The 24,296-nt window shown below is 50.3% G+C and carries 27 protein-coding genes; all 27 read right to left on the bottom strand.

Features of this window, described 5'->3' with window-relative positions; genetic code table 11:
- Positions 1 to 270 (bottom strand): flagellar biosynthesis protein FliQ, encoded by a 270-nt coding sequence (gene fliQ / locus NST96_RS15965; protein WP_003385878.1) that lies wholly within the window; start codon positions 268 to 270, stop codon positions 1 to 3.
- Positions 271 to 304: 34 nt separating this feature from the next.
- Complete coding sequence (gene fliP, locus NST96_RS15970) at positions 305 to 1,066, bottom strand: flagellar type III secretion system pore protein FliP (protein ID WP_003385879.1); 762 nt, start codon at positions 1,064 to 1,066, stop codon at positions 305 to 307.
- Entirely contained in the window at positions 1,063 to 1,737 is a 675-nt protein-coding gene (locus NST96_RS15975; protein WP_024983837.1) for a flagellar biosynthetic protein FliO, read from the bottom strand. Before NST96_RS15975 ends, fliP begins: the two co-directional genes overlap by 4 nt.
- Complete coding sequence (locus NST96_RS15980; RefSeq protein ID WP_003385881.1) at positions 1,737 to 2,099, bottom strand: response regulator; 363 nt, start codon at positions 2,097 to 2,099, stop codon at positions 1,737 to 1,739. The genes NST96_RS15975 and NST96_RS15980 overlap by 1 nt, the downstream gene beginning before the upstream one ends.
- 29 nt (positions 2,100 to 2,128) lie before the next feature.
- On the bottom strand, positions 2,129 to 3,478 hold the full coding sequence (gene fliY, locus NST96_RS15985; RefSeq protein ID WP_003385882.1) for a flagellar motor switch phosphatase FliY: 1,350 nt from the start codon (positions 3,476 to 3,478) through the stop codon (positions 2,129 to 2,131).
- Positions 3,471 to 4,466: a flagellar motor switch protein FliM gene (gene fliM / locus NST96_RS15990; protein WP_003385883.1), complete on the bottom strand. Its 996-nt coding sequence runs from the start codon at positions 4,464 to 4,466 to the stop codon at positions 3,471 to 3,473. Before fliM ends, fliY begins: the two co-directional genes overlap by 8 nt.
- 39 nt (positions 4,467 to 4,505) lie before the next feature.
- Positions 4,506 to 4,964, bottom strand: a complete 459-nt coding sequence (locus tag NST96_RS15995) for a flagellar basal body-associated FliL family protein (protein ID WP_003385884.1) — start codon at positions 4,962 to 4,964, stop codon at positions 4,506 to 4,508.
- Between the two features lie 15 nt (positions 4,965 to 4,979).
- Positions 4,980 to 5,204, bottom strand: a complete 225-nt coding sequence (locus NST96_RS16000) for a flagellar FlbD family protein (RefSeq protein WP_003385886.1) — start codon at positions 5,202 to 5,204, stop codon at positions 4,980 to 4,982.
- Positions 5,205 to 5,271: 67 nt separating this feature from the next.
- Positions 5,272 to 6,090 carry a flagellar basal body rod protein FlgG gene (gene flgG, locus NST96_RS16005; RefSeq protein ID WP_003385887.1) on the bottom strand — a complete coding sequence of 273 codons (819 nt, stop codon included), beginning with the start codon at positions 6,088 to 6,090 and terminating at the stop codon, positions 5,272 to 5,274.
- A 93-nt stretch (positions 6,091 to 6,183) separates the two neighbouring features.
- On the bottom strand, positions 6,184 to 6,579 hold the full coding sequence (locus NST96_RS16010) for a TIGR02530 family flagellar biosynthesis protein (protein ID WP_003385889.1): 396 nt from the start codon (positions 6,577 to 6,579) through the stop codon (positions 6,184 to 6,186).
- A gap of 24 nt (positions 6,580 to 6,603) precedes the next feature.
- Positions 6,604 to 7,806 carry a flagellar hook-length control protein FliK gene (locus NST96_RS16015; protein WP_171506811.1) on the bottom strand — a complete coding sequence of 401 codons (1,203 nt, stop codon included), beginning with the start codon at positions 7,804 to 7,806 and terminating at the stop codon, positions 6,604 to 6,606.
- Between the two features lie 72 nt (positions 7,807 to 7,878).
- Positions 7,879 to 8,778, bottom strand: a complete 900-nt coding sequence (locus NST96_RS16020; RefSeq protein WP_327970467.1) for a hypothetical protein — start codon at positions 8,776 to 8,778, stop codon at positions 7,879 to 7,881.
- A 12-nt stretch (positions 8,779 to 8,790) separates the two neighbouring features.
- On the bottom strand, positions 8,791 to 9,237 hold the full coding sequence (gene fliJ / locus NST96_RS16025) for a flagellar export protein FliJ (RefSeq protein ID WP_003385892.1): 447 nt from the start codon (positions 9,235 to 9,237) through the stop codon (positions 8,791 to 8,793).
- Position 9,238: 1 nt separating this feature from the next.
- Positions 9,239 to 10,558, bottom strand: coding sequence for a flagellar protein export ATPase FliI (gene fliI / locus NST96_RS16030; protein ID WP_003385893.1), 1,320 nt, complete (start codon positions 10,556 to 10,558; stop codon positions 9,239 to 9,241).
- Complete coding sequence (gene fliH / locus NST96_RS16035) at positions 10,555 to 11,373, bottom strand: flagellar assembly protein FliH (RefSeq protein ID WP_342404175.1); 819 nt, start codon at positions 11,371 to 11,373, stop codon at positions 10,555 to 10,557. The genes fliI and fliH overlap by 4 nt, the downstream gene beginning before the upstream one ends.
- The gene (gene fliG, locus NST96_RS16040) at positions 11,357 to 12,370 is read right to left on the bottom strand and encodes a flagellar motor switch protein FliG (protein WP_003385895.1); all 1,014 of its coding nucleotides are present in this window, start codon (positions 12,368 to 12,370) and stop codon (positions 11,357 to 11,359) included. Before fliG ends, fliH begins: the two co-directional genes overlap by 17 nt.
- A gap of 13 nt (positions 12,371 to 12,383) precedes the next feature.
- The gene (gene fliF, locus NST96_RS16045) at positions 12,384 to 13,964 is read right to left on the bottom strand and encodes a flagellar basal-body MS-ring/collar protein FliF (protein WP_024983841.1); all 1,581 of its coding nucleotides are present in this window, start codon (positions 13,962 to 13,964) and stop codon (positions 12,384 to 12,386) included.
- 31 nt (positions 13,965 to 13,995) lie between these two features.
- Positions 13,996 to 14,295 (bottom strand): flagellar hook-basal body complex protein FliE, encoded by a 300-nt coding sequence (fliE, locus tag NST96_RS16050; RefSeq protein WP_039070085.1) that lies wholly within the window; start codon positions 14,293 to 14,295, stop codon positions 13,996 to 13,998.
- An 18-nt stretch (positions 14,296 to 14,313) separates the two neighbouring features.
- Positions 14,314 to 14,772, bottom strand: a complete 459-nt coding sequence (flgC, locus tag NST96_RS16055) for a flagellar basal body rod protein FlgC (RefSeq protein WP_003385899.1) — start codon at positions 14,770 to 14,772, stop codon at positions 14,314 to 14,316.
- A 2-nt stretch (positions 14,773 to 14,774) separates the two neighbouring features.
- Positions 14,775 to 15,188 (bottom strand): flagellar basal body rod protein FlgB, encoded by a 414-nt coding sequence (flgB, locus tag NST96_RS16060; protein ID WP_003385900.1) that lies wholly within the window; start codon positions 15,186 to 15,188, stop codon positions 14,775 to 14,777.
- 417 nt (positions 15,189 to 15,605) lie between these two features.
- A complete protein-coding gene (gene codY / locus NST96_RS16065) occupies positions 15,606 to 16,385 on the bottom strand; it encodes a GTP-sensing pleiotropic transcriptional regulator CodY (RefSeq protein WP_003385901.1) in 780 nt (259 codons plus the stop codon).
- Between the two features lie 39 nt (positions 16,386 to 16,424).
- The gene (gene hslU, locus NST96_RS16070; RefSeq protein ID WP_003385904.1) at positions 16,425 to 17,819 is read right to left on the bottom strand and encodes an ATP-dependent protease ATPase subunit HslU; all 1,395 of its coding nucleotides are present in this window, start codon (positions 17,817 to 17,819) and stop codon (positions 16,425 to 16,427) included.
- 19 nt (positions 17,820 to 17,838) lie between these two features.
- Positions 17,839 to 18,381: an ATP-dependent protease subunit HslV gene (hslV, locus tag NST96_RS16075; RefSeq protein WP_003385905.1), complete on the bottom strand. Its 543-nt coding sequence runs from the start codon at positions 18,379 to 18,381 to the stop codon at positions 17,839 to 17,841.
- A gap of 16 nt (positions 18,382 to 18,397) precedes the next feature.
- Positions 18,398 to 19,339: a tyrosine recombinase XerC gene (gene xerC, locus NST96_RS16080; protein WP_003385906.1), complete on the bottom strand. Its 942-nt coding sequence runs from the start codon at positions 19,337 to 19,339 to the stop codon at positions 18,398 to 18,400.
- Between the two features lie 55 nt (positions 19,340 to 19,394).
- The gene (gene trmFO, locus NST96_RS16085) at positions 19,395 to 20,717 is read right to left on the bottom strand and encodes an FADH(2)-oxidizing methylenetetrahydrofolate--tRNA-(uracil(54)-C(5))-methyltransferase TrmFO (RefSeq protein ID WP_003385907.1); all 1,323 of its coding nucleotides are present in this window, start codon (positions 20,715 to 20,717) and stop codon (positions 19,395 to 19,397) included.
- A 33-nt stretch (positions 20,718 to 20,750) separates the two neighbouring features.
- On the bottom strand, positions 20,751 to 22,829 hold the full coding sequence (gene topA, locus NST96_RS16090; RefSeq protein WP_003385908.1) for a type I DNA topoisomerase: 2,079 nt from the start codon (positions 22,827 to 22,829) through the stop codon (positions 20,751 to 20,753).
- 118 nt (positions 22,830 to 22,947) lie between these two features.
- Entirely contained in the window at positions 22,948 to 24,072 is a 1,125-nt protein-coding gene (gene dprA / locus NST96_RS16095; RefSeq protein WP_342404176.1) for a DNA-processing protein DprA, read from the bottom strand.
- Positions 24,073 to 24,296 lie beyond the last annotated feature (224 nt).

Consider the following 24,296-nt stretch of genomic DNA (forward strand, 5'->3'; position numbering starts at 1 on the left):
TTACCCGACAAACTTGTGGAGATTCCCAAATATCCCCATGGTGAACTCGAGCATGATTCGCAGCATCCAAGGGCCGACAGCCAGGATGGTGACCAGGATGGCGACGATTTTGGGAATAAAAGCGAGCGTTTGCTCCTGAATTTGTGTCGTTGCTTGAAAAATGCTGACGATCAACCCTACCAGCAGACCTACGCCCAGCGCCGGAGCAGCGATCAGCAAAATCGTATAGACAGAGCTTTGGGCAACTCTCATAAGTAACTCTTGTGTCATGCTCTACCCTCCTTGGCCGGGTGCCTCTCGTACGCTAAAAGCTGGTCAGAAGAGATTTGACTACCAGGTACCAGCCATCGACCATGATGAACAGCAAAATTTTGAACGGGAGTGAGATCATCACCGGGGGAAGCATCATCATCCCCATTCCCATCAGAATACTTGCAATAATCATATCGATGACAAGAAACGGAATAAAAATCATAAAACCGATTTGAAATGCTGTTTTCAGTTCACTGATCGCATAAGCGGGAACCAATGCAGTAAGCGGAATATCTTGTACTGTCTTCGGCCGCTCTGCCTTTGCAAACTCCAGAAACAGCGCCAGGTCCTTTTCACGTGTCTGTTTGGCCATAAATTCCTTGAATGGGATGACCGCAGCCGCAAACGCCTGTTCTTGCGATAATTGCCCCTGCATAAAAGGCTGGACAGCCGTCTCATTTACCTTGGCCAATGTCGGGGACATGATAAAAAAGGTCATGAACAGAGCGAGTGCGATCAATACCTGGTTTGGTGGCATTTGCTGAGTTGCCAATGCATTGCGGACAAACGACAATACGACGACAATTCGCGTAAAGCTGGTCATGAGCAGCAAAATGGCAGGCGCTACGGACAGAACTGTCAAGATCAACAGCAATTGAATGGCTGTCGAAGTCTCCTGCGGCGTACCAGCTCCGCCCCCAATTTTCAAGTCAATCGTAGGGACCAATGATGGTTGAACCGGTGCTGCTGCCGCCATATCCGGTATGACCAGCAATGCGAGCACAATCACGAGCAGCTGCAGTATTTGTTTCATCCCAAATCTCCTCTGTCCTTACCTTGCTCATCCATCCAGCGGACATTTTGTTCCGAGCGTTTTGTTACCGTTCCCCACTGGTTTCGTAGGATTTCTTCAAACGTACGACCTTGCCCATCGGAAGGCTGGAAAAATTCGTCACTGTTCTTTCGATTGCCGCCAAATGGGAGCCATTTCAGCGGCGATGGCAGCGCGCCTTTTATTTCTGCATCTGCCAAAATCAGGTCAGCTTCCTCTCCAGCCGGTATGTGATGAAGCAATTGAACATTTTCACCGACACCGAGCACGTACAATGATTCTCCGATCATTACCACTTGGACCGACTTCCCATTCCCGAGCGGTGCCATACTGATGACTTTAATCGGCCCTTGTGCCATTCCAACCTGACGCTTTGACAAAAAACGCAGCAACAAATAGATGAGAACCAGAATGATGCCCAGTGAGAAAATAACCTGTATCAGGTAACCCCACATACTGCCAGACCCGCTTCCTGGAATGGGTGCCGGTTCCTGTGGACCGGCGGACCCATCAGTCGATAGCGTGCCTTTTTTCAGTGCATCGGCGACAGAACTGCTCTCCGCCAAAGCCTGAGCCGGAAGGGAAGCGACGAACAACAACAGCAGGCAACAAATCCAGATGAGCCGCACCCTTGTGTCCCGGAGTTTCATCATTAGCTCAACGTCTTTTTGATCGCTTCCAATACGCGATCTGCCTGGAACGGCTTCACGATAAAATCTTTTGCTCCTGCCTGAATGGCGTCAATTACCATTGCCTGCTGCCCCATCGCAGAACACATGATGACACGAGCATTCGGATCAATCTTTTTGATTTCTTTCAGTGCCGAGATTCCATCCATCTCTGGCATGGTAATATCCATGGTGACCAGGTCAGGACCGAGTTCTTTGTATTTTTCTACTGCCTGTGCTCCGTCGCTTGCTTCTCCGACGACGCTGTACCCGTTTTTAGACAGAATTTCTTTAATCATCATGCGCATAAATGCTGCGTCATCAACAATGAGAACTTTGTTAGACATGGATTAGCTCCTCCTCGTTTTTACCGTTGTTATTGCAATTTCGAAACGCGGTCAATCGGACTGATAATGTCGGTTACGCGAACCCCGAAGTTTTCGTCGATGACCACAACCTCGCCTTTGGCGATCAATTTGTTGTTTACCAAAATGTCTACATGCTCACCAGCCAGCTTGTCCAGTTGGATGATCGATCCGGCTGAAAGATCCAGTATGTCTTTGATCAGCTTCTTCGTACGGCCAAGCTCGACTGTCACCTGCAGAGGAATGTCCAATAGCAAATTCAGGTTCTGTTCGTCAGGTGCAGCCATCATACCGCCACCGAACGGAGAAAATTGCGCTGCTTTCACATTGGCAACATTCATCGGCTGTGCTCCAAAGTGCTGGGGAGCGTGTGGAACCGGCGGCTGGACATATTGCGGCGGGTACGCATAAGCCGGTGGATAAGGATGCTGACCATATGGATCCTGGTACATCGGCGGAGCCTGATAACCCATCGGCGGTGGTGCGTAACCAGGGTGCGGCGCTTGTGCCGGCTGTTCTGGATAAGGTGTCTGTGCAGCTGCTGCTGGCGGCTGAGTGGCTGGACTTGCCGGAATCGTTGGTTCGGTGTGGCCAGCCGGCTGACTAGGAGCAGAGGGCGCTTGAGCTTCCTCAGCAGGACTTGCAGCAGCGGCATCCGCATCTGATGCGCCAGTCAGACGTCCGATCATATCCTTCGCAAAGGATAGCGGCAAGAGCTGCATGATATTGGAGTCGATCAGCTCTCCTTGCTCCCCTACCTTTAAACGGAATGAGACTTTGACCAGCGGGGTGTCATCCTCCGTGAAGCTGTCTCCGCCCTTCCCCTGCGCAAGATCCATCACATCAATCCCTGGCGGTGTGATGTTTACCAGTTGATTAAAAATGGTAGACATCGACGTGGCTGCAGACCCCATCATTTGATTCATGGCCTCTTGAACTGCACTTATATGCAGATCGGACATTTCCGTCGTGCTCGGGCGACCATCCCCGCCCATCATCAGATCGGCTACAACCGCCGCATCTTCCATCCGGACGACAAGCAGGTTGACGCCTTTAAAGCCATCTGTATACTCTACGTGAACTGCGACATGCGGCATGGGAAACTCTTTTTCCAACTCGCTGACTTGAACCATCGAAACAGTAGGCGTCGTAATATCCACCTTTTGGCTTAACAAGGTAGAGAGAGCCGTTGCTGCACTGCCAAAAGAGATGTTTCCAATCTCTCCAAGTGCGTCTTGCTCAAACGCCGACAGGTAGTCGGCCACATCTGGCACGCTCTGTTGTTCCGTTTCCTCTTCTACCAAATTGTTTGCTCGCAGCAGCGCGTCAATTTCTTCTTGAGAAAGCATGTCTCTACTCATTCATTTCCTCCCCTTCCTCAAGGACTTCGTCGATCTGCACCGCAACACGACCTTTTTGCGTGCCGGGCTGTCCCAGGAACTTCAGTTGATCTCCCACTTTAATTCTCAACTTGTTATCGACGAGATGATCGAGCTGGATCACATCACCGACCTGAAGCTGCAAAAACTCTCCTACGGTGATGGTAGCGGTACCCAACTCCGCGATAATCGGCAGGCTGGCTGCTTTCACCCGCTCCTCAACCCGCAATCGCTCCTCTTCATCCCTCGTTTTCTTCTGTTTGGAAAACCAGTACTGTCCGGACAGCTTCGACATGATTGGCTCCAACACGACGTGTGGCAGACACAGGTTGATCATCCCCGTCGTATCTCCAATTTTTGTACTAAAGGAGATAACCGCCACGATTTCGTTCGGAGAAACGATCTGCATGAATTGGGGATTCATTTCAAGCCCTTCCAAATACGGGTCCAACTCGATAATTTGTTTCCACGCTTCATGGAAGGTATCCAATGCCTTTCCAAACACGCGCTCCATCACGGTTGTCTCGATTTCTGTCAGTGCCCCCATTTTGTCGGGGATAATTCCTTGCCCGCCAAGGAGTCGATCCAGCATCGTGTATGCGATGTTTGGATTCACTTCCAAAACCATTCGGCCTTCAAGTGGTGGCGCCTCAAAAATATTGAGAATCGTCATCTTCGGAATGGAGCGAATAAACTCGTCATACGGTAATTGGTCGACGGAGGCAACTGTTATTTGCACGAAGGTACGAAGCTGAGCTGAAAAATATGTCGTCAACAACCGTGCATAGTTTTCGTGGATACGCGTCAATCCGCGAATCTGATCTTTGGAAAATCGCAATGCCCGCTTGAAGTCGTATACTTTAACCCGCCGCTCAGTCTCTTCTTTTTTCAGCTCGTTGGCATCCATCTCTCCGGAAGAAAGTGCTGCCAACAACGCGTCAATCTCACTTTGTGAGAGAACCTCGGCCATCTGTCGTCACCCCCTTGCTATGTATTCATTCATCATTTGTTAAGATAGGAGCTGTTTCGTTGTGATTACCTGAACGATTTTGCCTTCCTGCATCAATGCGCTAATCTCGTTCATGATTTTGGCTTCCAGCTTGTTGATTCCCTCTGTTCCCTTGATGTCATCGGGTTCCAGACCTGCTAGTGTCTTGATGATAATCTGGTTCACCTGAGGCAGGCGTTGCTCCAGCTCTTCCTTGGAACTGCTGCTGTCCGCAGTGATGGTGAAACGAACGATGATGTAGTTTTTGGAGAGCAGGTTTGTGGTAATCTCGCCAGTGTCAACCGAGTACTCTTGCATTTCCTTGGCCGAAAGAGCCTTTACCTCTTTGGATTCGTCATGGCTTGCTGATTGTGCTGCAGGGGAGAGATAGGTTTGCCAGAGCACGAACGATATGACTCCTAGAAGCGATATCGCAATAATGATGATAAGGGCCATGTTAAACAAGCGATTTTGAAACATTTTTTGCGCCTCCCGCTATTCAATGGAATCGTCTTCCGGCATGCGCGGCGGTGTAAACGCCGGGAACGCGTGCTGGTAGAAACGCAGGATCCGCGCGATCACTTCCTCTGCCGTTTCTTTCACGATGTGCTTTTTCCCCGTAAGCAAGGTGATAACCGTATCGGGAGTGGACTCCACCGTCTCTATGTGCGTCGCGTTCAAGTAAAACTGTGCGCCGTTGAATCGGGTTAGTTGGATCATCTGCCGCTCCTTTCGGGTTGTAGGGGGGAGGAAGCAAGCAGCTTCACTCCCCGATCCCCTTTACACATTATCGTTTCAGATTCACCAGTTCTTCCAGTACCGTATCAGATGTCGTAATGATCCGGGAGTTTGCCTGGAATCCGCGCTGAGCAACGATCATCTCGGTGAATTCCTCGGACAGGTCAACGTTGGACATTTCCAGCTGTCCGGAGATGATGCTTACTTGAGCCTGAGCAGCTGTGATCGGCGTATCAGGAGCACCATCGAATGGGCCAGCATTGTTCGTATTTTCATACAAGGAATTGCCGATTTTTTTGAGCCCGCCCGGATTGTTGAATTTCATGACGCCAATAGTGAACGGCGTGTCCAAAGCACCTTGCGCGTCAACCGTAGTGACCACCCCATCTTTTCCAATCGAATAGGAAACGTAGGTGTCCTGCGGGATTTGAATGGTTCCTCCACCGCTGTCTACGAGCTTGAGACCCTGGGAGTTTACCAAGTATCCTTGCGAATCCCGGGTAAAGTTCCCTGCCCGCGTATAGTAGAAAGTAGTGCCATCGTCGGGCGTTACCATGAAGAAGCCGTCGCCTTCAATGGACAAATCGGTTGGCAGGTTCGTTTGCATAGGGCTGCCGGCAGAGAAGACAGTATCAATTGAAGCCATTTGCGACCCCAAACCGATTTGAATCGGGTTTGTACCGCCTTTCCCTCCCTGATCTGCTGGCGCTGTCGCTCCCGCGATGTTCTGGCTGAGAATGTCCTGGAACATGACGCGTCCTTTTTTGAAGCCTACGGTATTCACGTTGGCGATGTTGTTGCCGATCACATCTAGTTTTGTCTGAAATCCGCGCAAACCTGAGATGCCCGAATACATAGAACGCAGCATAATGCGATTCCTCCTCGATAATATTCAGTAATTGACTGCTTCAGTCAGTCGGCAGTCCGCAGGCTTCCTCCGAAGAGGTCCAGCCCTCGTTCGTTACACAAACACAGCACTGTCTATATTGGTAAAAACGCTATCCTTCATTCGTCCGTCATCTACGGCAGTAATCACTTTCCGATTCTGGATGCTGACCACGAACGCTACATTGTCCATCATGATCAGAGATTCCCTTGCGCCTTTGTCGGCAGCCTTTTTGACGCCGCCAGCCAGACGGTCCATCTTGGTCTCATCCAGGCTGATTCCTCTTTCATTCAAACGGTTCAACGCATGCTGACTGAAAGTGATCTCCTGAGACCTCTTGGCTTTCTCAACAGATTCCGTCAGGTAGTCGCGAAAGGCTTTCCCGTTTGTCGCAGAACTGCCTGAACGTGCAGGTACGGTATGGCTTGGTTTGACAGGAAAGTAGGTCTGCCCGACGTTAAACGAGTGCATGGCGGTTCCTCCTTGTCCTGTTCCTTAGCCGGAATAACCGATTTTACTGATCTCATCGCTGCCTTCTACAAGAGCATCGAGCGAGAATTCAGCTTTGTCCTGCCTGTCGCTTTGCTGATTTTCATTGTTTTGCTGCTGCTGGCGTTCTCGTTGCTGCTGCTGAAATGGCAAGCTTCCAGCCTGTTGCTGCTGATTTACCTCCAGACGGTCGACTTGCAGTCCTTGCTGCGTCAATGCAGCGCGCAGCTGAGGCAGCTGGTTGTCCAGCAATTCTTTTCCGGCGGTTGTTTCCGCGGAAAAATGAGCGGTAATCATCCCGTTATGGGAAGTGATTTTGACGTCAACCTGTCCGAGAGACTGCGGATACAAGATCAGCCTTGCCTCGTGCACCCCGTCCACTTGCGTCAGCTTCATTTGCTTCACAAACAACTGTGTCACCTGCTGGCTGAACTGATTCGCGTGGATTGGATGGCCGCCAGTCGGAACATTTCCTTTTTGCCCAAACGTTTGCACATTCGGATTGTTCTGTTGTGCAGTCAAAGGATTGGCGTCTGGCTCCATCATGAAATCTGCCGTTTGCTGCTGGCTGGTTGGAGCGGCTGTTTTCGCCTGCACACCGGCCTCGGCCTGGTAGCTGGACAATGCGTGTGACACGCGCACCGGCTGTATCGTCGACATCAGGTTTGTCCGCTGTGACATATACGCCGCAGTCGACTGTTCCTTTGAACGAGCGGGCACAAGGCCTTGGGGCATAGTCTCATTGGATTGGTTGAGCGCCGCCATAAAATTGGCCAGCTTTTCTGCTGTTGCTTGGGAAAGTCCCCGTTGAGTGAACGTAGCTAGCAAGTTCTGAACTTGACTGTCAGACAAGACCGCTGTCTTCGGAAGCTTGTTCATCATGTCAGCCAGCTCTTTTGTCTTTGCTTCCAACGAATTGACGATGTCATGGCTCTGGGACTGCGACGTTGCAAACAACTGTTGGAGCATGGCTAGCAATTCAGCAATTTCTTCCTGGTCTTCTGTGTCCATTCCGTCCGCTTCAACCTGAATGACAGCATCCTCCATTCCCTCTAATTGTTCGAGAGCTGACATCATCTGCATGGCAAACAAATTCTCCAGAGTCCCAGGCAGTTGCTGACCAGCCGTCCCCGTCAGAATGGCTGAACCGTTTGCAGATGTTCCTACCGAAGCGGGTACTGCTGGCGCAGCGACATTGGCTACATTCATCTCTGTCACCTCCTCTTGTTTTTTGTTGCTTATGGAAAACGACAAGCGAACAAGCTTTAGGCTCTTCTCCGCTTATCGAAGCAACTCGCTGGTAATTCGGGCTGCTACATCTTCTTTCTTTTTGCTGTCTTCCTTGGCTACGGCCGCCAGGATAGACGCCCGTTTGTCATTGGACATGCCCGCCAGAACCGAGATTGCACGGTTCTTATTGGTCCCCATGAGCGAGCGGATAATGGAGGCCGCATCCTCGGCGGGCATCTGTGAAAATGTCTGAACAAGCGCGTCCAAGCTGGTCGTATCTTTCCTCGTTTCGCTCAGCGCTTTTGTCAGCACTTGAACTCTCTCCTGCAAGGCTGCGATGTCGTCGTCTTTGTTTACAACCGAGTCCTTCAGCAGGATCGAGATATCAGCAGCTTTTTTCGGGTCCATTTTGGCCAAAATGTTCGCCTGCTGATCCGCCTTCATCTTCTTCATCACCGTAACGGCTTCTTCCAGACTTAAATTCTCTACGATGGCAGCCGCGTTTTTCGGCGACATCGTAGAATACAGCTTCGCCAAATCCTGGTACTGCTTTTGGCGTTCTTCCTCTGTCGTCCGCTTGTCCTCGATCATTTTTTGCAAATCCTGAACTTGTTTCTCCAGCGCTTGAATGGTGGCGTCCTTCTTCTCTGCTTCTCCTTGCAAGCTGGCGATGGTTTGCTGGCTTTTTGCTTGTTCTTCCTGCAGGCTTTGTACCTGTTTTCCCTTATCTACCATTGGTGCTTCTCCATCGCCTGCCGCATAATCGTCGGGAACTAATTTTTCCACGTAGGGAATGCTGTTTGCCCATGTAAGCACTTGTCCCAAGACGTTGACACCCAGAAAGCTGAGAAAGACCCCCCCAAGGAGTGTGGCAAACAGAGCAGGGATGACAATCATGTAAAAGAACCATTCCCACCTGCTGTATTCCCGTTCTTCTTGGATCTCTTCCATAGTGAACCTCCATCAGTTGCTTTTGCGAAGATAGAGCTGCGTGCCAATTTCGTCCATCTCTTTTTGTTCCCGTTGTTTTTCAGCCTCGAGATACTGCCCATGGGCCCTCTCCCGGAGCTTATGCCACAATTGCGTTTCTTTCATGCGCTCTGTCAAGAGCATTTGACACCGTTCCATTTCGCGTACGCATCCATACACCATTTGCTTCTGGTTGTGGATAGAACGCTCGACTGACTGGCGATACCGCGTAATCTCCATAAGGTGTGCAACACTGACAGGCTCGGCTTGAACGGAGTGCAGCATCCCTGTCGCTTCTTCATGGAGCTCATGCAGCTGCCCCAGCTTCCACTCTTCTTCATTCTTTCTTTGGATTGACTTGCCGAAGTCCCATTCAGCCTGTTCCTTCTCTTTTTCTTTCACATCCAAAACCTTCTGGAGATGAAACTGGAACACCTTCACACTAGTTCACTCCCCCGAAATGAGCTGTCAGCGCCTTAATGGCACTTTGGAGATCCGAAGGCTCATGGGTGCCCTGCATCGTAAAATCTCTGATCACATCTCGGTAACGAATCGCCTGGTCAATCTCCCTGTTCGTGCCCGGCTTGTATGCTCCAATATTGATCAAATCCTCTGCTTCCTTATAGGTAGCCAAATACCGCTTCAACTGACGGGCTGCCTCCAGATGATCGTCTGTACAAATTTCGTTCATCACCCGGCTGACGCTTGCCATCACATCGATCGCCGGAAAGTGGCCTTTGTGGGCGATTTTCCGGTCAAGGACGATATGCCCGTCCAAAATTCCGCGAACAGCATCGGCAATCGGATCGTTCATATCATCAGAATCAACGAGTACAGTATAAAAGGCTGTAATACTTCCCTTGTCTGCTGTACCCGCACGTTCCAGCAGCTTTGGCAGCATGGCAAAGACGGAAGGCGTATAACCGCGAGTCGCAGGTGGCTCCCCGATGGCCAGCCCAATCTCGCGCTGCGCCATAGCAAAGCGAGTCACTGAATCCATCATCATCATGACATTGAGCCCGCGATCCCGGAAATACTCGGCGATCGAGGTCGCGATCATGGCACCCTTGATCCGTATCATAGCGGGTTGATCCGAAGTCGCGACTACGACGACCGATCTTTTCAACCCCTCTTCACCGAGGTCGCGTTCGATAAACTCCATGACCTCGCGCCCGCGCTCCCCGATCAATCCGATCACGTTAATGTCGGCTGTCGTATTGCGGGCGATCATGCCCATCAATGTACTCTTACCGACACCAGACCCGGCGAAAATCCCTACGCGCTGACCTTTTCCGACTGTCAACAATCCATCAATCGCCCGCACTCCGACACTAAGCGGCTCCTGAATACGCGGCCGCAACAACGGATTTGGCGGCATGTTCGATGTAGGATATGAAGCAAGGCCCAGCGGAAGGCTGCCCTGGAGCGGACGGCCGAGCCCATCGAGAATTCGGCCGAGAATTTCCGGGCCTACTTTGACGTGGAGAGAGCGGCCAGTCGCAACAACATCACTGCCCGGCCCGATTGCGGTCAGTTCTCCGAGCGGCATCATCAGCACTTTATTGTCTCGAAAGCCGACAACTTCTGCTGCAATCGGTTCCTCGCTTTGACTTGCATAGATATGGCAAATTTCTCCGAGCTTAACCTCCGGTCCCTGCGATTCGATCGTCAACCCTACTACCTGGGTAACCTTTCCATTGACGCGTACCGGATCTATTCCTTGCAGGATATGTCTGTACTTGCCTACATCAAGAACAGTCATGCCTCGTCACTTCCCTTGGCAATATCCAGCAGCGCTTGTCTGATTTCTGTCAATTGCGTATCAATCCGGGCATCCACGCTGCCCAGCGGGGTGCGGATGACACAGCCGCCCTCATCTACCGTGTGGTCAGGGTAAATCGCAATCTCTGCTTGTCCATCCAAAAGCGCAAGCAGCTGCGGGCGGTGCTGCTGAACAAAGTCAAAGTGACGCTGATTGACGCAGACAGTTATTTCACCGTGCACCCGCGAACGCTGAAGCGTATTTTTTACGATCTCAAGGACAGCTTCCGGAGATGCGCTCAACTCATTGCCGATAATTTTTTTTGCAATTTCCAGGCTTAACTCCACCAGGAACGGTTCAGCTTCAGAGATGATTCGCTCTTTCTCCCGGTGGGCAAACTCCAACAGATTCCGAGCTTCTTCTACCTTTTCACGCTCTTCCTCCCATGCCAGCTGCTTGCCATCCTGAAGACCGGCTTGAAACCCTTGTTCTCGGGCTTGTGCTTCGATTTCGGAAAAAAGCGCAGCTGCTTCCTGCCGTTTGTTTTCCCACCACTGTTCAATCTCCGCAAGGGCATCCTGCCGAATTTTTTCAGCCTGCTCCATCGCTTCGCGAAGCTGTCCCTGCGCGGTTTCTTCCGCATCCTGGAGAATCATTCCGGCTTCTTCTTCTGCATTTTTTACAATTTGTAGATTTTCTTGCAACCTTTCATCCGATTCAACCGTCTGTATGTGTGTAGACTTCACGGAGAGAAGAAAAGATTCGTCCGATGTCTGATAGTGAGACAGCTTGATAATCCTAGACAATGATATCATCTCCTCCGCCGCGAGCGATGATGATCTCACCCGCTTCTTCCAGGCGGCGAATGATCGCGACGATACGGGACTGCGCTTCCTCTACATCACGCAGACGGACAGGTCCCATAAATTCCATTTCTTCTTTGAATGTATCTGCCATCCGTTTGGACATGTTCCGGAAGATAACTTCACGGACTTCTTCGCTGGCAACTTTAAGCGCAAGCTGGAGATCTGCATTTTCCACATCGCGGATAACCCTCTGAATGGAGCGGTTGTCCAAAGTAGCGATATCCTCGAAGACAAACATACGCTTTTTGATCTCTTCTGCCAGCTCTGGGTCTTGTATTTCCAAAGAATCCAGAATCGTCCGCTCTGTACCTCTGTCTACACCATTAAGAACAGCGACAATCGCTTCGATACCACCAGCCTGGGTATAATCCTGAGTAACGGTGGCTGACAGTTTTTGTTCCAGAACCTGCTCCACTTGCGTGATAACCTCCGGTGACGTGCTGTCCATCAAGGCGATGCGCTTTGCTACCTCCGCTTGTCTCTCTTGAGGAAGCGCGGAGAGAATCATCGCTGCCTGTTGAGGTTCCAGATAAGAAAGAACTAACGCAATTGTTTGCGGATGCTCATTTTGGATAAAGTTCAGGATCTGGCCTGGGTCCGCTTTTCTTGCAAAGTCGAATGGACGAACCTGAAGATTTGCTGTCAAGCGGTTAATGATGTCCATTGCCTTGGTCTCGCCAAGTGCTTTTTGCAGGATCTCCTTGGCGTACGTAATTCCGCCTTGAGAGATGACTTCCTGAGCGACCGCTATCTGATGGAATTCTGCCAAGATCTTGTCCTTTTCATCCGCGTCTACCTTACGAACGTTGGCAATTTCCAACGTGAGCTGCTCGATCTCGTCCTCTCTGAGGTGCTTGAACACCTGGGCGGAGATTTCCGGCCCGAGAGAGATGAGCAGGATCGCAGCCTTCTGTCTTCCTGACAATTCTTTTGCGCCGCGAGCCATTTGCTTTCACTCCTTAATCTTCAGCTAACCAAGTACGAAGCAAAACAACGAATTCGTCCGGCTTGCTGCGCGCCAATTTTTCCAGTTGTTTCCGCACCACTGCCTGATCTGTATCGTCTTGATAGGTTAAATCGGGTACCTCCGTCGGTTGCATCGACATGACATCTGCGACTTCCTCTTCTTGCTGTTTGGCCTGGCGGCGTCTGCGGTAGATCAGGTAGGCAACCGCTCCGAGAGCCAGCAAGGCTACAGCACCCGTACCATACAAGAGGGCAGGAGTCAGACTTCCGGAACCATCAACTGCGACTTTTCCGGAGAATGGACGCGGCAGAACAGAGATGTGCTTGTCCAGTTCTTCTTGTGTCAAATCTATGCCTTTGTCGCTTAACGTAACGCGAACCACATTGCGAAGGACTTGCTTGATACTGTCGATAGTTTGTTCGTCGAGCTGTCCGCCTTCGGGTGGTTCTACCCCAACGTTGATCGTGATGTCATCGATTTTATAGGGACTCATTGAAATATTGCGGGTGATCCGGTTGACTTCCCGATTGATCGTGTCATTCAGTTCTTCATACTGACTGTTGTTGCCCTGCGGCGTACTGCCCGGGTAGCCTGGCGTGTCGTTCGCTCCCGTTCCCGCGATTCCTCCGGGAGGGGCGCCCTGGCCGCTAAAGGTTTTCGATAATTTTTGCGATGAGATGATAAGTCCTTCGTTGTTTTCCTTGTCTGGCGCTTCAACCAGATTCTCAACACGGTTTTCCTTGTCAAAGTTCATGCTGATAAAGGTATGAACAATGACTTTGTCTCTGCCCATAATCGTGCCCAAGAGCGTGTACAAATTTTGCTGGATCTTTCTTTCCACATCTGCTTTGATCTTCTCTTGCTGCTCGTAAGCTGTCAGGTTTCCTTCTGGTTCACTGCCGTCAGTTCGCTCCAGCAGATTGGAGTACTGGTCGGAAATGGTAATGTTTTCAGGCGACAGCTTGGGTACGCTGCGGGAAACAAGCAGATACAAGGAGTTGATCTGTTTTTGATCCAGTCTGGTTCCGGGCTCGACATCAACGATGACCGAAGCTGTCGCGCTATCAGGTGTCTCCGTCACCCAAACGCTTTCCTGCGGCAGAGTAATCATTACCTGCGCGGTGCGAACACCTTTTACCCGTTCCAGCATTTTTCTCAGTTCTTGCTGCAAAGCTTCTTTTTTCATCACGTCAAACTGACGGTCTGTTACTCCCAGGGTGTTAGAAAATATTTCCGAGTTGATGCCTGCTTCGCTGGGGATCCCTTGTGCAGCCAAGTCAACTATGACATCCTGAGCCATTTTTTCTGGCACTTCTATACTTGTGCCGTTGTCTGTAATTCGAAATGGAACTTTCTTTCCTTCCAGTTCCTGCTTGATGATCCCGATTTCCTGTTCACTTAACCGCTGGTTGTATAACGGCTTGTACACCGGCTGAGAAGCGATGTATATGTATAGGCCAAGTGATATGAGCAAAAACAGCGCGATACCGGAAATCATCCATTTCTGTTTAGCAGGCAGCTGGTTCCATTTCGCCAAAGCTTGATCTTTATATAGTGCTAGACGCTCGTTCATGGTTCACCTCACCAATGATACCGCCAAAACATTAAAGTGGCATGCGCATGATTTCCTGATAGGATTCTATGACTTTGTTACGAACTTGCATGGTCATTTGCAGCATGACAGAGGCCTTCTGCCCTGCAATCATGACCTGATGGACATCCTGAACTTGTCCCATCGCAAACTTGTCTGCCAAATTTGCCGATTCTACCTGGGCCTGGTTGACTTGGTTCAGTGCATCGGAAAGATACGCTGAGAATGATTTGCTTACCTCATCCGGCGTATAGGTCTTGGTCTGGATTTGAGGCTGCACTCCGCCAATCCGGGAAAGCGCGTTAATATCCATCCGTTCTTACTCCTTTCCCTACTTGATTTCCAGTGCTTTCATCATCATGCTCTTCGCACCGTTCAGTATGGTAACGTTCGCTTCATAAGCTCTCGATGCGGAAATCATATCGACCATTTCCTTCATCATGTCCACATTCGGCATCAGAACATATCCGTCCGCATCCGCATCCGGATGTGTCGGATCGTATACCCGCTTAAATGGGGTATTGTCTTCGCGAATGGACGTTACCCTCACTCCCTGCTCCGTTCTGCCGGACACCATGCCAATCGCTCCTTGCAGTACACTGTCGAAGGACTGGCTGGGCGCTTTCGGGGACAGCTCAACCATTTTTCTTTTGTAAGGCTGCCAAGCCCCGTTTACAAATGTAGCGCGGGTCGTATTTGCGTTGGCCACGTTCGCTGCAATTGTATCCAGTCTGAGCCGGTTTGCAGTCAGAGCGGAAGCGCTTGTATCAAGCCCTTGGAACAAACTCATTCTTATCTACCTCCGCCTTCAATTACGCTGCGCAATTTTTGAAAATGCCCTGCAGTCAATTGGGTTAACCCATTGTACCAGATCTGGTTTTTGGCGTACTCGCTCATCTCAAACTCAAGATCCACGTCATTGCCATTGTTTTGAACGAAGTTCTCTGGGTTGGAGACAATTCTCGGCACCACATTCAAACCGCTGTCGGCAAACGGGATATGCCGGGCATTAGTACGATACGCCTGCAGTTTTTGTTGTCCTGAAGCCCCATTCATCTCTTGTTTCAGTAGGTCTTCGAACACAACCTGCTTGCTCTTAAATTGCGGGGTGTCAATGTTAGCGACGTTGTTGGCTATCGTTCTTTGTCGAAGCATAGCGGCGTCCAAAGATCGCTCCAAGATTCCTAAATGGTTACTGACTAGCATTTTTTCCAAACTCCCCCAATCTTGCTTTCGCTCCATTCCCACAAATATTCCATTTTTTCCTGTTAATTCGACACAAGAATACGACTCAATCATAGCAAAACTGCTATGGCGAAAAAAGCCCTATTCTCACAAGTTGTGACAAAATGATTCAATGGGACTAAATCCCTGATGCTCCCTATTTTTGTTAGTGTGATGGAAAATTGTAAAAGAACCTTACATATATTTGAATAAACTAGCTTTTTTAGTTAATAATTTTTGACCGTTTCGATTTAATTCCCCCAATTTCGACAAATATCTAGGTACAAATACCTAGAAAAAAGGTGTAGCACGTTTAGCTACACCTTACCTATTCCCGTTATATATTCACTTTGAAACCTATTTATTTGCATAGCCCGCTTACCTGGAGCCAAAAAAATGTCATGAAGTTTTCAGCTTTTCCAGTTCTGGAAGCAGCTTCTCATTCAGAACCTTAATGAAGGTCCCTTTCATACCCAAGGAACGGGATTCGATCACGCCAGCACTCTCCAGCTTCCGCAGTGCATTTACAATGACAGAACGGGTAATGCCCACGCGGTCTGCAATTTTCGAAGCGACAAGAAGACCTTCTTTTCCTTCCAGCTCCTCAAAAATATGTTCAACAGCCTCCAGTTCACTGTAAGACAGGGAACCGATCGCCATTTGCACAACTGCTTTGCTGCGTGCTTCTTCCTCAATTGCCTCGGAACGTTCACGCAAAATTTCCATACCGACGACAGTTGCCCCTACCTCTGCGAGAATCAGGTCATCGTCGACAAACGGGTTGTTGACGCGTCCAAGGATCAGGGTACCGAGTCGATCACCGCCGCCCATTACCGGAACCAATGTCGTCCAGCCTGTGCGGAATACTTCTTTCATCTCCACTGGGAAAATGGTGTACGGGCTGTCCACATCCAGGTTTGCGGACGTCTCTTCCACTTTGAGCAAGCCAAGGCTGTACTCTTCAGGGAAGCGGCGTTCTTCGAGCATTTTACGGATGCGCTCGTTGTCCACTTCTTGGTGGATCGAGAAACCGAGCAGTTTTCCCTTGCGGCTGACCACGAAAATATTTGCTTCAATTACATCGCTTAATACTTGGGCCATTTCACTAAAATTGACCGCGTGTCCCGCTGACTTTTGCAGCAGACGGTTAATTCTTCTTGTTTTTGACAACAGATCCATTATGGTTTCCTCCCAGTCAATAATTGACCATCGTATGTTTTATAGGATGTATTGGCTCAAGTCCTTGTTGCCAACGATAGAGCCAAGCTTTTCACGCACATACTCAGGCGTGATCTGCACCACATCCAGATGAATGTCAGGGGCCTCAAAAGAAAGGTCTTCCAAAAGCTTTTCCAACAGGGTGTGAAGCCGTCTCGCACCGATGTTGTCGGTTGACTGATTCACTTCTGCGGCCAATCGGGCAATCTCCGAAATGGCATCCGGGGTAAAATCGACCCGAATCCCTTCTGTTTCGAGAAGAGCGATGTATTGCTTCAACAGCGCATTTTTCGGTTCCGTCAAAATCCTGACGAAATCCTCCACCCGCAAGCTGGTGAGCTCGACCCGGATCGGAAAACGTCCCTGCAGCTCCGGAATCAAATCGGACGGTTTGGCGATGTGGAAAGCGCCAGCTGCGATAAACAAAACAAAGTCAGTCTTTACGGGACCGTATTTTGTCATCACGGTAGAGCCTTCCACGATGGGCAGGATGTCTCGCTGCACACCTTCACGCGATACGTCGGGGCCTCTCCCATCCTTGCCGGCGATCTTGTCGATTTCATCAATAAAGATGATGCCGTGGTTCTCGGCACGCCGAATCGACTCCTGCGTGACTTCATCCATATCCACCAGTTTTTGCGCTTCTTGCTGAATTAATACCTTTCGTGCATCTTTAATTCGCAATTTTCTCTTCTTCGTCCGCTTCGGCAAAAGATTGCCCAACATATCCTGCATTTGCATCCCCATTTGTTCTGTACCCGGAACCTGGAACATATCAAACATGGAGGGGGATTGGTCCTCCACATCGATCTCAATCATCTGATCTTCCAGTTGTCCAGCCTCCAGCTGCCACTTAACCTGACGTCGCTGCTGTTCAATGGAAACGTCCTCGGGTTCAGATGATTGCTGTTGCTGTTGTCCGCCTCCGAACAACATTTCCAGCGGGTTTTTAAATGACTGCTGCTGCTTTCGCGTTGGAACGAGGATATTTACGATGGCCTCGTTGGCCAGTTTCTCGGCCTTTTCCTTTACGGATTCCATCTTCTCCTGTTTTACAGTGCGGATTGCTGCCTCTATCAAATCCCGAACCATCGACTCTACGTCACGGCCTACGTATCCGACTTCCGTAAATTTGGTGGCCTCGACCTTGATAAAAGGCGCGCCCGTCAATTTGGCAATCCTGCGAGCGATTTCTGTCTTCCCCACACCTGTCGGCCCGATCATCAGGATGTTTTTCGGTATGACTTCATCCCTCATATGCTCCGGAAGCATGTTCCGGCGATATCGGTTGCGCAAGGCCACGGCTATCGCTTTTTTGGCTTGACCTTGTCCGACGATGTATTTGTCCAGATGCTCTACAATCTTACGCGGGGTTAATTGTTCAAGGCTCAGCACCAGGAGTCCTCCCTTCCTTTCACTTCATCTCGTCGACAACGAGATTGTCGTTGGTGAATACGCAAATCTCAGCAGCTGTCCGCAAAGAAGCTTCGGCAATCTCTCTCGCACTCAGATGCGGCGCATACCGTTTCAACGCCCTGCCTGCAGCAAGCGCAAAGCTTCCTCCTGACCCAATGGCTAGAATACCGTCGTCCGGCTCGATGATTTCGCCGTTTCCAGAGATCAAAAGCAGATTATTTTTGTTGCAAACGATCATCATCGCTTCCAGTCTCCTGAGGACTTTGTCCATTCGCCATTCCTTTGCCAGTTCCACAGCAGCTCTTTGCAGATTGCCGTGGTACTCCTCCAGCTTTGCTTCAAACTTTTCAAACAGGGTGATCGCGTCTGCTACCGAGCCGGCAAAACCGGCCAGCACCTCACCGCGATACAACCGTCTTACTTTTTTAGCGCCGTGCTTCATTACCATGCTGTTGCCGAACGTGACTTGACCGTCGCCAGCCATGGCCGCTTCTCCGTTATGGTGTATGGCAAAAATTGTAGTAGCATGAAACTGTTCCATTGCAGATTCCTCCCGCTTATGTACTTCCGGCCGATCCTGGACGGGAATGACCCGCACGTGGATGGGCTGCGTCGTAAACGTGGCGCAACCGTTCCTTGGTCACATGCGTGTACACCTGGGTTGTCGAAATATTGACGTGACCAAGCAGTTCCTGCACCGTACGCAAATCCGCACCTCCATTCAGGAGATGGGTAGCAAATGTGTGGCGAAACGTATGCGGCGATACGCGCAGATTGAGCGCGTGGGCCTCCACATGCTTGTCGACGATACGGCGGACACTGCGGTCGGAGAGCGGCTCCCCGCGATAATTGAGAAGAAGGTACCCGTGGTCAGCCTTGCCGGCAAGAAGCTTCTTCCTTCCATTATCTAGGTATTGCCGAAGAATGTCGCACGCATAACTGCCGATTGGAACATATCTCTCCTTCGCACCCTTCCCGTAAACAAGAGCAATCCCCATGCTTGGGTTTACCGCTTCCAATGTTAGTGTTACCAGCTCCGACACGCGAATCCCACTTGCATACAACAGCTCGAAAATGAGCCGATCCCGCATGCCAAGTGGGGTCGAAGTGTCAGGCAGGTCAAAAAACGATTGGATTTCGTTCGGATACAGGAAGGATGGCAGTTTCTTCTCCACTTTTGGTGTCGATACCAATTGAAACGGATTTTGCGCCAGTTGACCTTCCCTTAACAAAAAACGGTACAGACTTCGCAAACTGGACAGCTTGCGGGCGATGCTGCGCCGCGATAGACCCTTTTTAGCCAAATGAGCGAGAAAGGAGCGGCCGTGCAAATAAGAAACAGCAGCAAATACAGGGATTTGGTGCTGTTCCATAAAGGCGACGAATTCGCTGATATCTGCCACGTAATGCTTCACCGTATGAGTAGAGGCGTTTTTTTCGACACGCAAATAGTCCACAAACATATCAATTTCCGTGGATATTTGCTGTGAATTGTCCATCTGACGCGCACCTCCTCAAAGGCACCTATATAGTAACATAGCCAAAAATCTGATATCAACCTAATTTGTGTCGTTTTTGTGTAAAATTCTGAATTGTGTCTAGCGCCCGCTCAGCGAGCTTTTCGTTTTTCTCCCGTTTATTGCGAATGCGCTTCTCGAGTTCCGGCACCAGCCCAAAGTTGGCATTCATCGGTTGGAAATTGTTTGGATCGGTTGTCGTGATGTAGCGTGCCATGCTGCCCATGATCGTTTCCGGAGGCAGTACGAGCAATTCCTCGCCTTTTGCCAGTCTGGCAGCATTCAGTCCAGCAAGCAAGCCCGACGCGGCCGATTCTACGTAACCTTCCACACCAGTCATCTGTCCCGCAAAAAACAGTGTATCCCGGTCCTTGTACTGATAGGTCGGCTTCAACAGCTTAGGGGAATTGATAAACGTATTCCGATGCATGACGCCGTAGCGGATGATCTCGCAGTTCTCTAGACCTGGAATCATCGAAAAGACGCGTTTTTGTTCCGGCCATTTCAGATGCGTCTGGAATCCGACGATGTTGTAAAGGGTTGCCGCACTGTTGTCCTGACGAAGCTGCACTACCGCATACGGCTGTTTTCCGGTGCGCGGATCGATCAGTCCGACAGGCTTTAACGGGCCAAACAGCATCGTTTGACGGCCTCTTTTTGCCATAACCTCGATCGGCATGCAGCCCTCAAAGAAAATTTCCTTCTCAAAATCCTTGAGCGGAACAGCCTCGGCTTCGATCAGGGCATCGTAGAAGCGGTTGAATTCCTCCTCCGACATCGGGCAGTTGAGGTACGCGGCTTCGCCTTTGTCATAGCGCGAAGCCACAAAGACCTTCTCCATGTCGATGGAATCTTTCTCAATAATGGGAGCAGCTGCATCGTAAAAGTACAGGTACTCCTCTCCTGTCAAAGACTTGAGCCTTTCAGACAAAGCGGGCGAGGTAAGCGGTCCCGTCGCAATTACGACGATACCGTCCGGGATCTCTGAAACTTCTTCTGTCATTACTTCAATCAGCGGATGGTTCCGCACAGCGTCGGTCACATACTGGGCAAATTCATGCCGATCGACTGCCAGCGCCCCGCCAGCAGGTACGGCACATTTATCCGCAGCGCCAATGATGACAGATTCGAATCGGCGCATTTCTTCCTTTAACACACCTACTGCATTGGTCAGCGAGTTGGCACGCAAAGAGTTGCTGCAAACGAGTTCGGCAAATTTATCGGTATGATGGGCCGGCGTCTGCTTTGTCGGGCGCATTTCGTACAGTTTGACGTGTACACCCGATTCGGCGATCTGCCAGGCTGCTTCACTTCCTGCAAGCCCGGCGCCGACCACAGTTACATACGGTTGTTTTGTCATGCTGTTATCCTCCATACGTTCTCAGGAATCCGCTTAGGAATCTGCTTCTTCCTGGTAATCGCAATTGGTGCACACCACGCTGACGCCCTGCTTCTTGCGTTTCTTTTCGACCAGCAGGCTGCTGCATTTCGGGCAAGGACGTGCAATCGGTTTATCCCAAGAGACGAAATCACAGTCTGGATATCGGTTGCATCCATAGAAAATACGGTTCTTCTTGGATTTACGTTCGATAATCGATCCGGTTTCACAGTTTGGGCACTTTACGCCGATTTCTTTGACAATCGGCTTGGTATTCCTGCAGTCCGGGAACCCGGAGCAAGCGAGAAACTTCCCGAAACGTCCGAGCTTGTAAACCATGACGCTTCCGCACAGCTCACAGAACTCGTCTGATTCTTCATCTTTGATCTCGACTTCTTCCATCTGTTCTTCAGCGACTGACAACCGTTTTGCAAAGTCTTGATAAAACTGGTCCAGCACCTTTACCCAATCTGCAATACCTTCTTCGACTCCGTCCAGATCCGATTCCATATTTGCCGTAAATTCAACATCGACAATCTCCGGAAAGAACTCCTCGATCATGGTAACGACGAGCTCTCCGAGTTCTGTCGGCAGAAAGCGTTTCTCCTCTAAGGCAACGTAGCCACGCTTTTGAATGGTTTCGAGTGTTGGAGCATAAGTGGAAGGACGTCCGATTCCTTGCTCCTCCAGCGTCTTGATCAGCCTTGCTTCCGAATAGCGCGGAGGAGGCTGGGTGAAGTGCTGGGTGGGCTCGATCTCCTTCAATTCAAGGGATTCTCCTTCTTCAATTGGAGGCAGGAATGATTCTTCCTCTTTATTGTCGTCGCTTCCTTCTATATATACCTTCATGAATCCGGGGAATTTTACCTTGGAACCGGTGGCGCGGAAGGTCACCCCGTTTACATCAATATCCACACTCATCGTATCCAAAACGGCGGAAGCCATCTGGCTCGCCAGGAAGCGCTCCCAGATCAAGCGGTACAAGCGGAGCTGATCCCGACTGAGGACCTCTTTCAACTGGTCGGGCGTCCGCAGCACGGAAGTCGGGCGAATCGCTTCGTGAGCATCCTGAGCGTTCTCGTTTTTCGCTTGTGTTCTCTGTTCCGTCAATATGTAGTCTGCACCGAAATTCTCCAGGATGTACTCTTTTGCTTCATTCTGAGCAGTCACGGAAATTCGCGTGGAATCCGTACGCATGTAGGTAATTAGACCTACCGCTCCCTCTTTGTTGCCCAGGTCAATCCCTTCGTATAGCTCTTGGGCAATCCTCATCGTTTTGGCTGTTCGGAAATTCAGCTTCCGAGCCGCTTCCTGCTGAAGCGAGCTGGTAATAAAAGGCGGAGCCGGATTTCGCTTTCTTTCCCGCTTGGTCACCTTTTTCACCAGGTAAGGATGATTGCCGATCTGCTCGATCACCTGTTTGACGTCGGCTTCGGACTTCAACTCTGTTTTTTCGTCGCCAATCCCGTAAAATTTGGCTTCAAAAACTTTTCCTTTGCTGATTAACATGCTGCTGATCGTCCAATACTCTTCGGGAATAAACTGTTGAATTTCTCTTTCCCGATCCACAATCATCTTGACAGTGACAGTTTGAACCCGCCCTGCGCTCAATCCTTTGCGGATCTTTTTCCAAAGTATCGGGCTGATATTGTAGCCGACGAGACGGTCCAGAATTCGTCTCGCCTGCTGGGCATTCACCAGGTCCATATTGATATGGCGAGGATGCTTGAAAGCCTCCTTGATGGCGTCTTTCGTGATTTCATTGAAAACAACCCGCAGAGGCTGGTTCATATCAAGGCCAAGATATTGAGCCAGGTGCCAGGCGATGGCCTCCCCTTCGCGGTCCGGGTCGGCTGCGAGATAGACTTTTTTCACTTTTTTCGCAGCGTCCTTCAAGGTTTTCAAAACGTCGCCTTTGCCGCGAATGGTTATGTATTTCGGTTGAAACTGCTGATTAACATCAACGCCCATTTGGCTTTTTGGGAGGTCGCGTACATGGCCCATGGACGCTTTCACTATATATTTGCTTCCCAAATATTTTCCAATTGTTTTTGCTTTCGCCGGGGATTCGACAATCACTAGCGTGTCAGCCATCTTTTTCCTCCCCTTTCTGTAAGGAATCTCCCCTATTATTAAATATGCTTATCCGATTTGTCAAACACTTGAAGCATGAAGGCTTCGGGAGGATTCCAGCGATTCCGGGAGAAAGTGACTATCGTCTCACATAATATCCTCCCGGTAGGCTGGCAATCACATTTTTACTTTCCAGCTTTAGTAATGTCCGAAACAAGCAGGCCTGATCAGCCCCGGAAAGACGTCGGCCTACTTCATCCATATGGATCGGTTCGTGGCGGATATGCTGAAAAAGCCGTTGTTCCTCGTCATCCAGTGCGACTTTCCCGTCCGCGAAAGCACCCGACCCCTTTTTCTTGTTCGCAATGACCGCTTTCCAATAAGGTGGCAGCTCATCGAGAACATCTTCAATGCCTGTTACTAGCTTTGCACCTTGTTTCACCAAGTTATTCGGCCCAGCGCTTACCTCAGAAAATATGGGTCCGGGCACAGCAAAAACCTCTCGCCCCTGCTCGAGCGCACAATCCGCTGTAACTAACGACCCGCTCCTCTCCGCCGCCTCAACGACCACTACCCCTACACTTAAACCGCTGATAATCCGGTTGCGCTCGGGAAACAGGCCAGGTACCGGCGGCACACCCGGCGGATACTCGGAGACAAGCAGGCCTGCGGATTCAACCTCTCGGAACAAGGGACGGTGGGCGGCAGGGTAAACGACGTCGATGCCGCATCCCAATACGCCGATTGTCGCTCCTTTCATCCGCAGGGCAGTCCGATGCGCCTCTGCATCAATCCCGTGAGCAAGACCGGAGACGATAACCAGACCTTCGCCACAAAGCTCCTTGACCAGTTGTGCGCAAGCGGCCCGGCCGTAGGGCGTTGGCTTTCTGGACCCGACAATGCCAATCGCAGGCCCGACGATCAATTCGATATTTCCTTTGTAAAAGAGTGCAAGCGGGGGATCGGAAATGTTTCGCAGCAGAGGAGGAAACACCTCTTCCCAGCATCCGATCACACCGATACCGTTTTGTCTTAAAAAAGTCAGACGTCTTTCTGAATGCACTCCGCTCAGCCGTTCTACTCCCGCTCCGATCAGCTTGACGGGGAATCCGGCTTCTGCCGCAACCTGACGCCACCCTTTGCCCACTGCCGTAAATGACCCATGCTTCTCATATAACTCTCGAAGCCTTTTTCTTCCCAGCCCCGGAATGCCCACAAGCCCGCAATACCAGGCAATCTCTTCTTCGTTTCCGACAGGTGTCATCCCTTCTCCACTCTCCCTTGAGCCCCTTTTTCATTAATTTTACAAAGAGACAGAGAGTCACTCTAGAAAACCTGGATATGCGTTTTTTTCTAGTAGTCGACGTTTGTCGGAGCTTTTATAACAAAACATGAGCTGATTTGACAACATTGGACCCGGGAATCGAGTAGGAGGGGGCGACTAACCCCCGTCCTCTCACACCACCGTACGTACCGTTCGGTATACGG

Origin of the sequence: Brevibacillus sp. FSL K6-2834, assembly GCF_038592925.1 — a bacterium.
Classification (GTDB): domain Bacteria; phylum Bacillota; class Bacilli; order Brevibacillales; family Brevibacillaceae; genus Brevibacillus; species Brevibacillus borstelensis.

What these genes read in the sequence shown, in the direction of transcription:
- fliQ (WP_003385878.1), bottom strand. Translation starts at nt 270, where the DNA reads ATGACACAAGAGTTACTTATGAGAGTTGCCCAAAGCTCTGTCTATACG.
- fliP (WP_003385879.1), bottom strand. Translation starts at nt 1,066, where the DNA reads ATGAAACAAATACTGCAGCTGCTCGTGATTGTGCTCGCATTGCTGGTC.
- NST96_RS15975 (WP_024983837.1), bottom strand. Translation starts at nt 1,737, where the DNA reads ATGATGAAACTCCGGGACACAAGGGTGCGGCTCATCTGGATTTGTTGC.
- NST96_RS15980 (WP_003385881.1), bottom strand. Translation starts at nt 2,099, where the DNA reads ATGTCTAACAAAGTTCTCATTGTTGATGACGCAGCATTTATGCGCATG.
- fliY (WP_003385882.1), bottom strand. Translation starts at nt 3,478, where the DNA reads ATGAGTAGAGACATGCTTTCTCAAGAAGAAATTGACGCGCTGCTGCGA.
- fliM (WP_003385883.1), bottom strand. Translation starts at nt 4,466, where the DNA reads ATGGCCGAGGTTCTCTCACAAAGTGAGATTGACGCGTTGTTGGCAGCA.
- NST96_RS15995 (WP_003385884.1), bottom strand. Translation starts at nt 4,964, where the DNA reads ATGTTTCAAAATCGCTTGTTTAACATGGCCCTTATCATCATTATTGCG.
- NST96_RS16000 (WP_003385886.1), bottom strand. Translation starts at nt 5,204, where the DNA reads ATGATCCAACTAACCCGATTCAACGGCGCACAGTTTTACTTGAACGCG.
- flgG (WP_003385887.1), bottom strand. Translation starts at nt 6,090, where the DNA reads ATGCTGCGTTCTATGTATTCGGGCATCTCAGGTTTGCGCGGATTTCAG.
- NST96_RS16010 (WP_003385889.1), bottom strand. Translation starts at nt 6,579, where the DNA reads ATGCACTCGTTTAACGTCGGGCAGACCTACTTTCCTGTCAAACCAAGC.
- NST96_RS16015 (WP_171506811.1), bottom strand. Translation starts at nt 7,806, where the DNA reads ATGAATGTAGCCAATGTCGCTGCGCCAGCAGTACCCGCTTCGGTAGGA.
- NST96_RS16020 (WP_327970467.1), bottom strand. Translation starts at nt 8,778, where the DNA reads ATGGAAGAGATCCAAGAAGAACGGGAATACAGCAGGTGGGAATGGTTC.
- fliI (WP_003385893.1), bottom strand. Translation starts at nt 10,558, where the DNA reads ATGACTGTTCTTGATGTAGGCAAGTACAGACATATCCTGCAAGGAATA.
- fliH (WP_342404175.1), bottom strand. Translation starts at nt 11,373, where the DNA reads ATGATATCATTGTCTAGGATTATCAAGCTGTCTCACTATCAGACATCG.
- fliG (WP_003385895.1), bottom strand. Translation starts at nt 12,370, where the DNA reads ATGGCTCGCGGCGCAAAAGAATTGTCAGGAAGACAGAAGGCTGCGATC.
- fliF (WP_024983841.1), bottom strand. Translation starts at nt 13,964, where the DNA reads ATGAACGAGCGTCTAGCACTATATAAAGATCAAGCTTTGGCGAAATGG.
- fliE (WP_039070085.1), bottom strand. Translation starts at nt 14,295, where the DNA reads ATGGATATTAACGCGCTTTCCCGGATTGGCGGAGTGCAGCCTCAAATC.
- flgC (WP_003385899.1), bottom strand. Translation starts at nt 14,772, where the DNA reads ATGAGTTTGTTCCAAGGGCTTGATACAAGCGCTTCCGCTCTGACTGCA.
- flgB (WP_003385900.1), bottom strand. Translation starts at nt 15,188, where the DNA reads ATGCTAGTCAGTAACCATTTAGGAATCTTGGAGCGATCTTTGGACGCC.
- codY (WP_003385901.1), bottom strand. Translation starts at nt 16,385, where the DNA reads ATGGATCTGTTGTCAAAAACAAGAAGAATTAACCGTCTGCTGCAAAAG.
- hslV (WP_003385905.1), bottom strand. Translation starts at nt 18,381, where the DNA reads ATGGAACAGTTTCATGCTACTACAATTTTTGCCATACACCATAACGGA.
- xerC (WP_003385906.1), bottom strand. Translation starts at nt 19,339, where the DNA reads ATGGACAATTCACAGCAAATATCCACGGAAATTGATATGTTTGTGGAC.
- trmFO (WP_003385907.1), bottom strand. Translation starts at nt 20,717, where the DNA reads ATGACAAAACAACCGTATGTAACTGTGGTCGGCGCCGGGCTTGCAGGA.
- topA (WP_003385908.1), bottom strand. Translation starts at nt 22,829, where the DNA reads ATGGCTGACACGCTAGTGATTGTCGAATCCCCGGCGAAAGCAAAAACA.
- dprA (WP_342404176.1), bottom strand. Translation starts at nt 24,072, where the DNA reads ATGACACCTGTCGGAAACGAAGAAGAGATTGCCTGGTATTGCGGGCTT.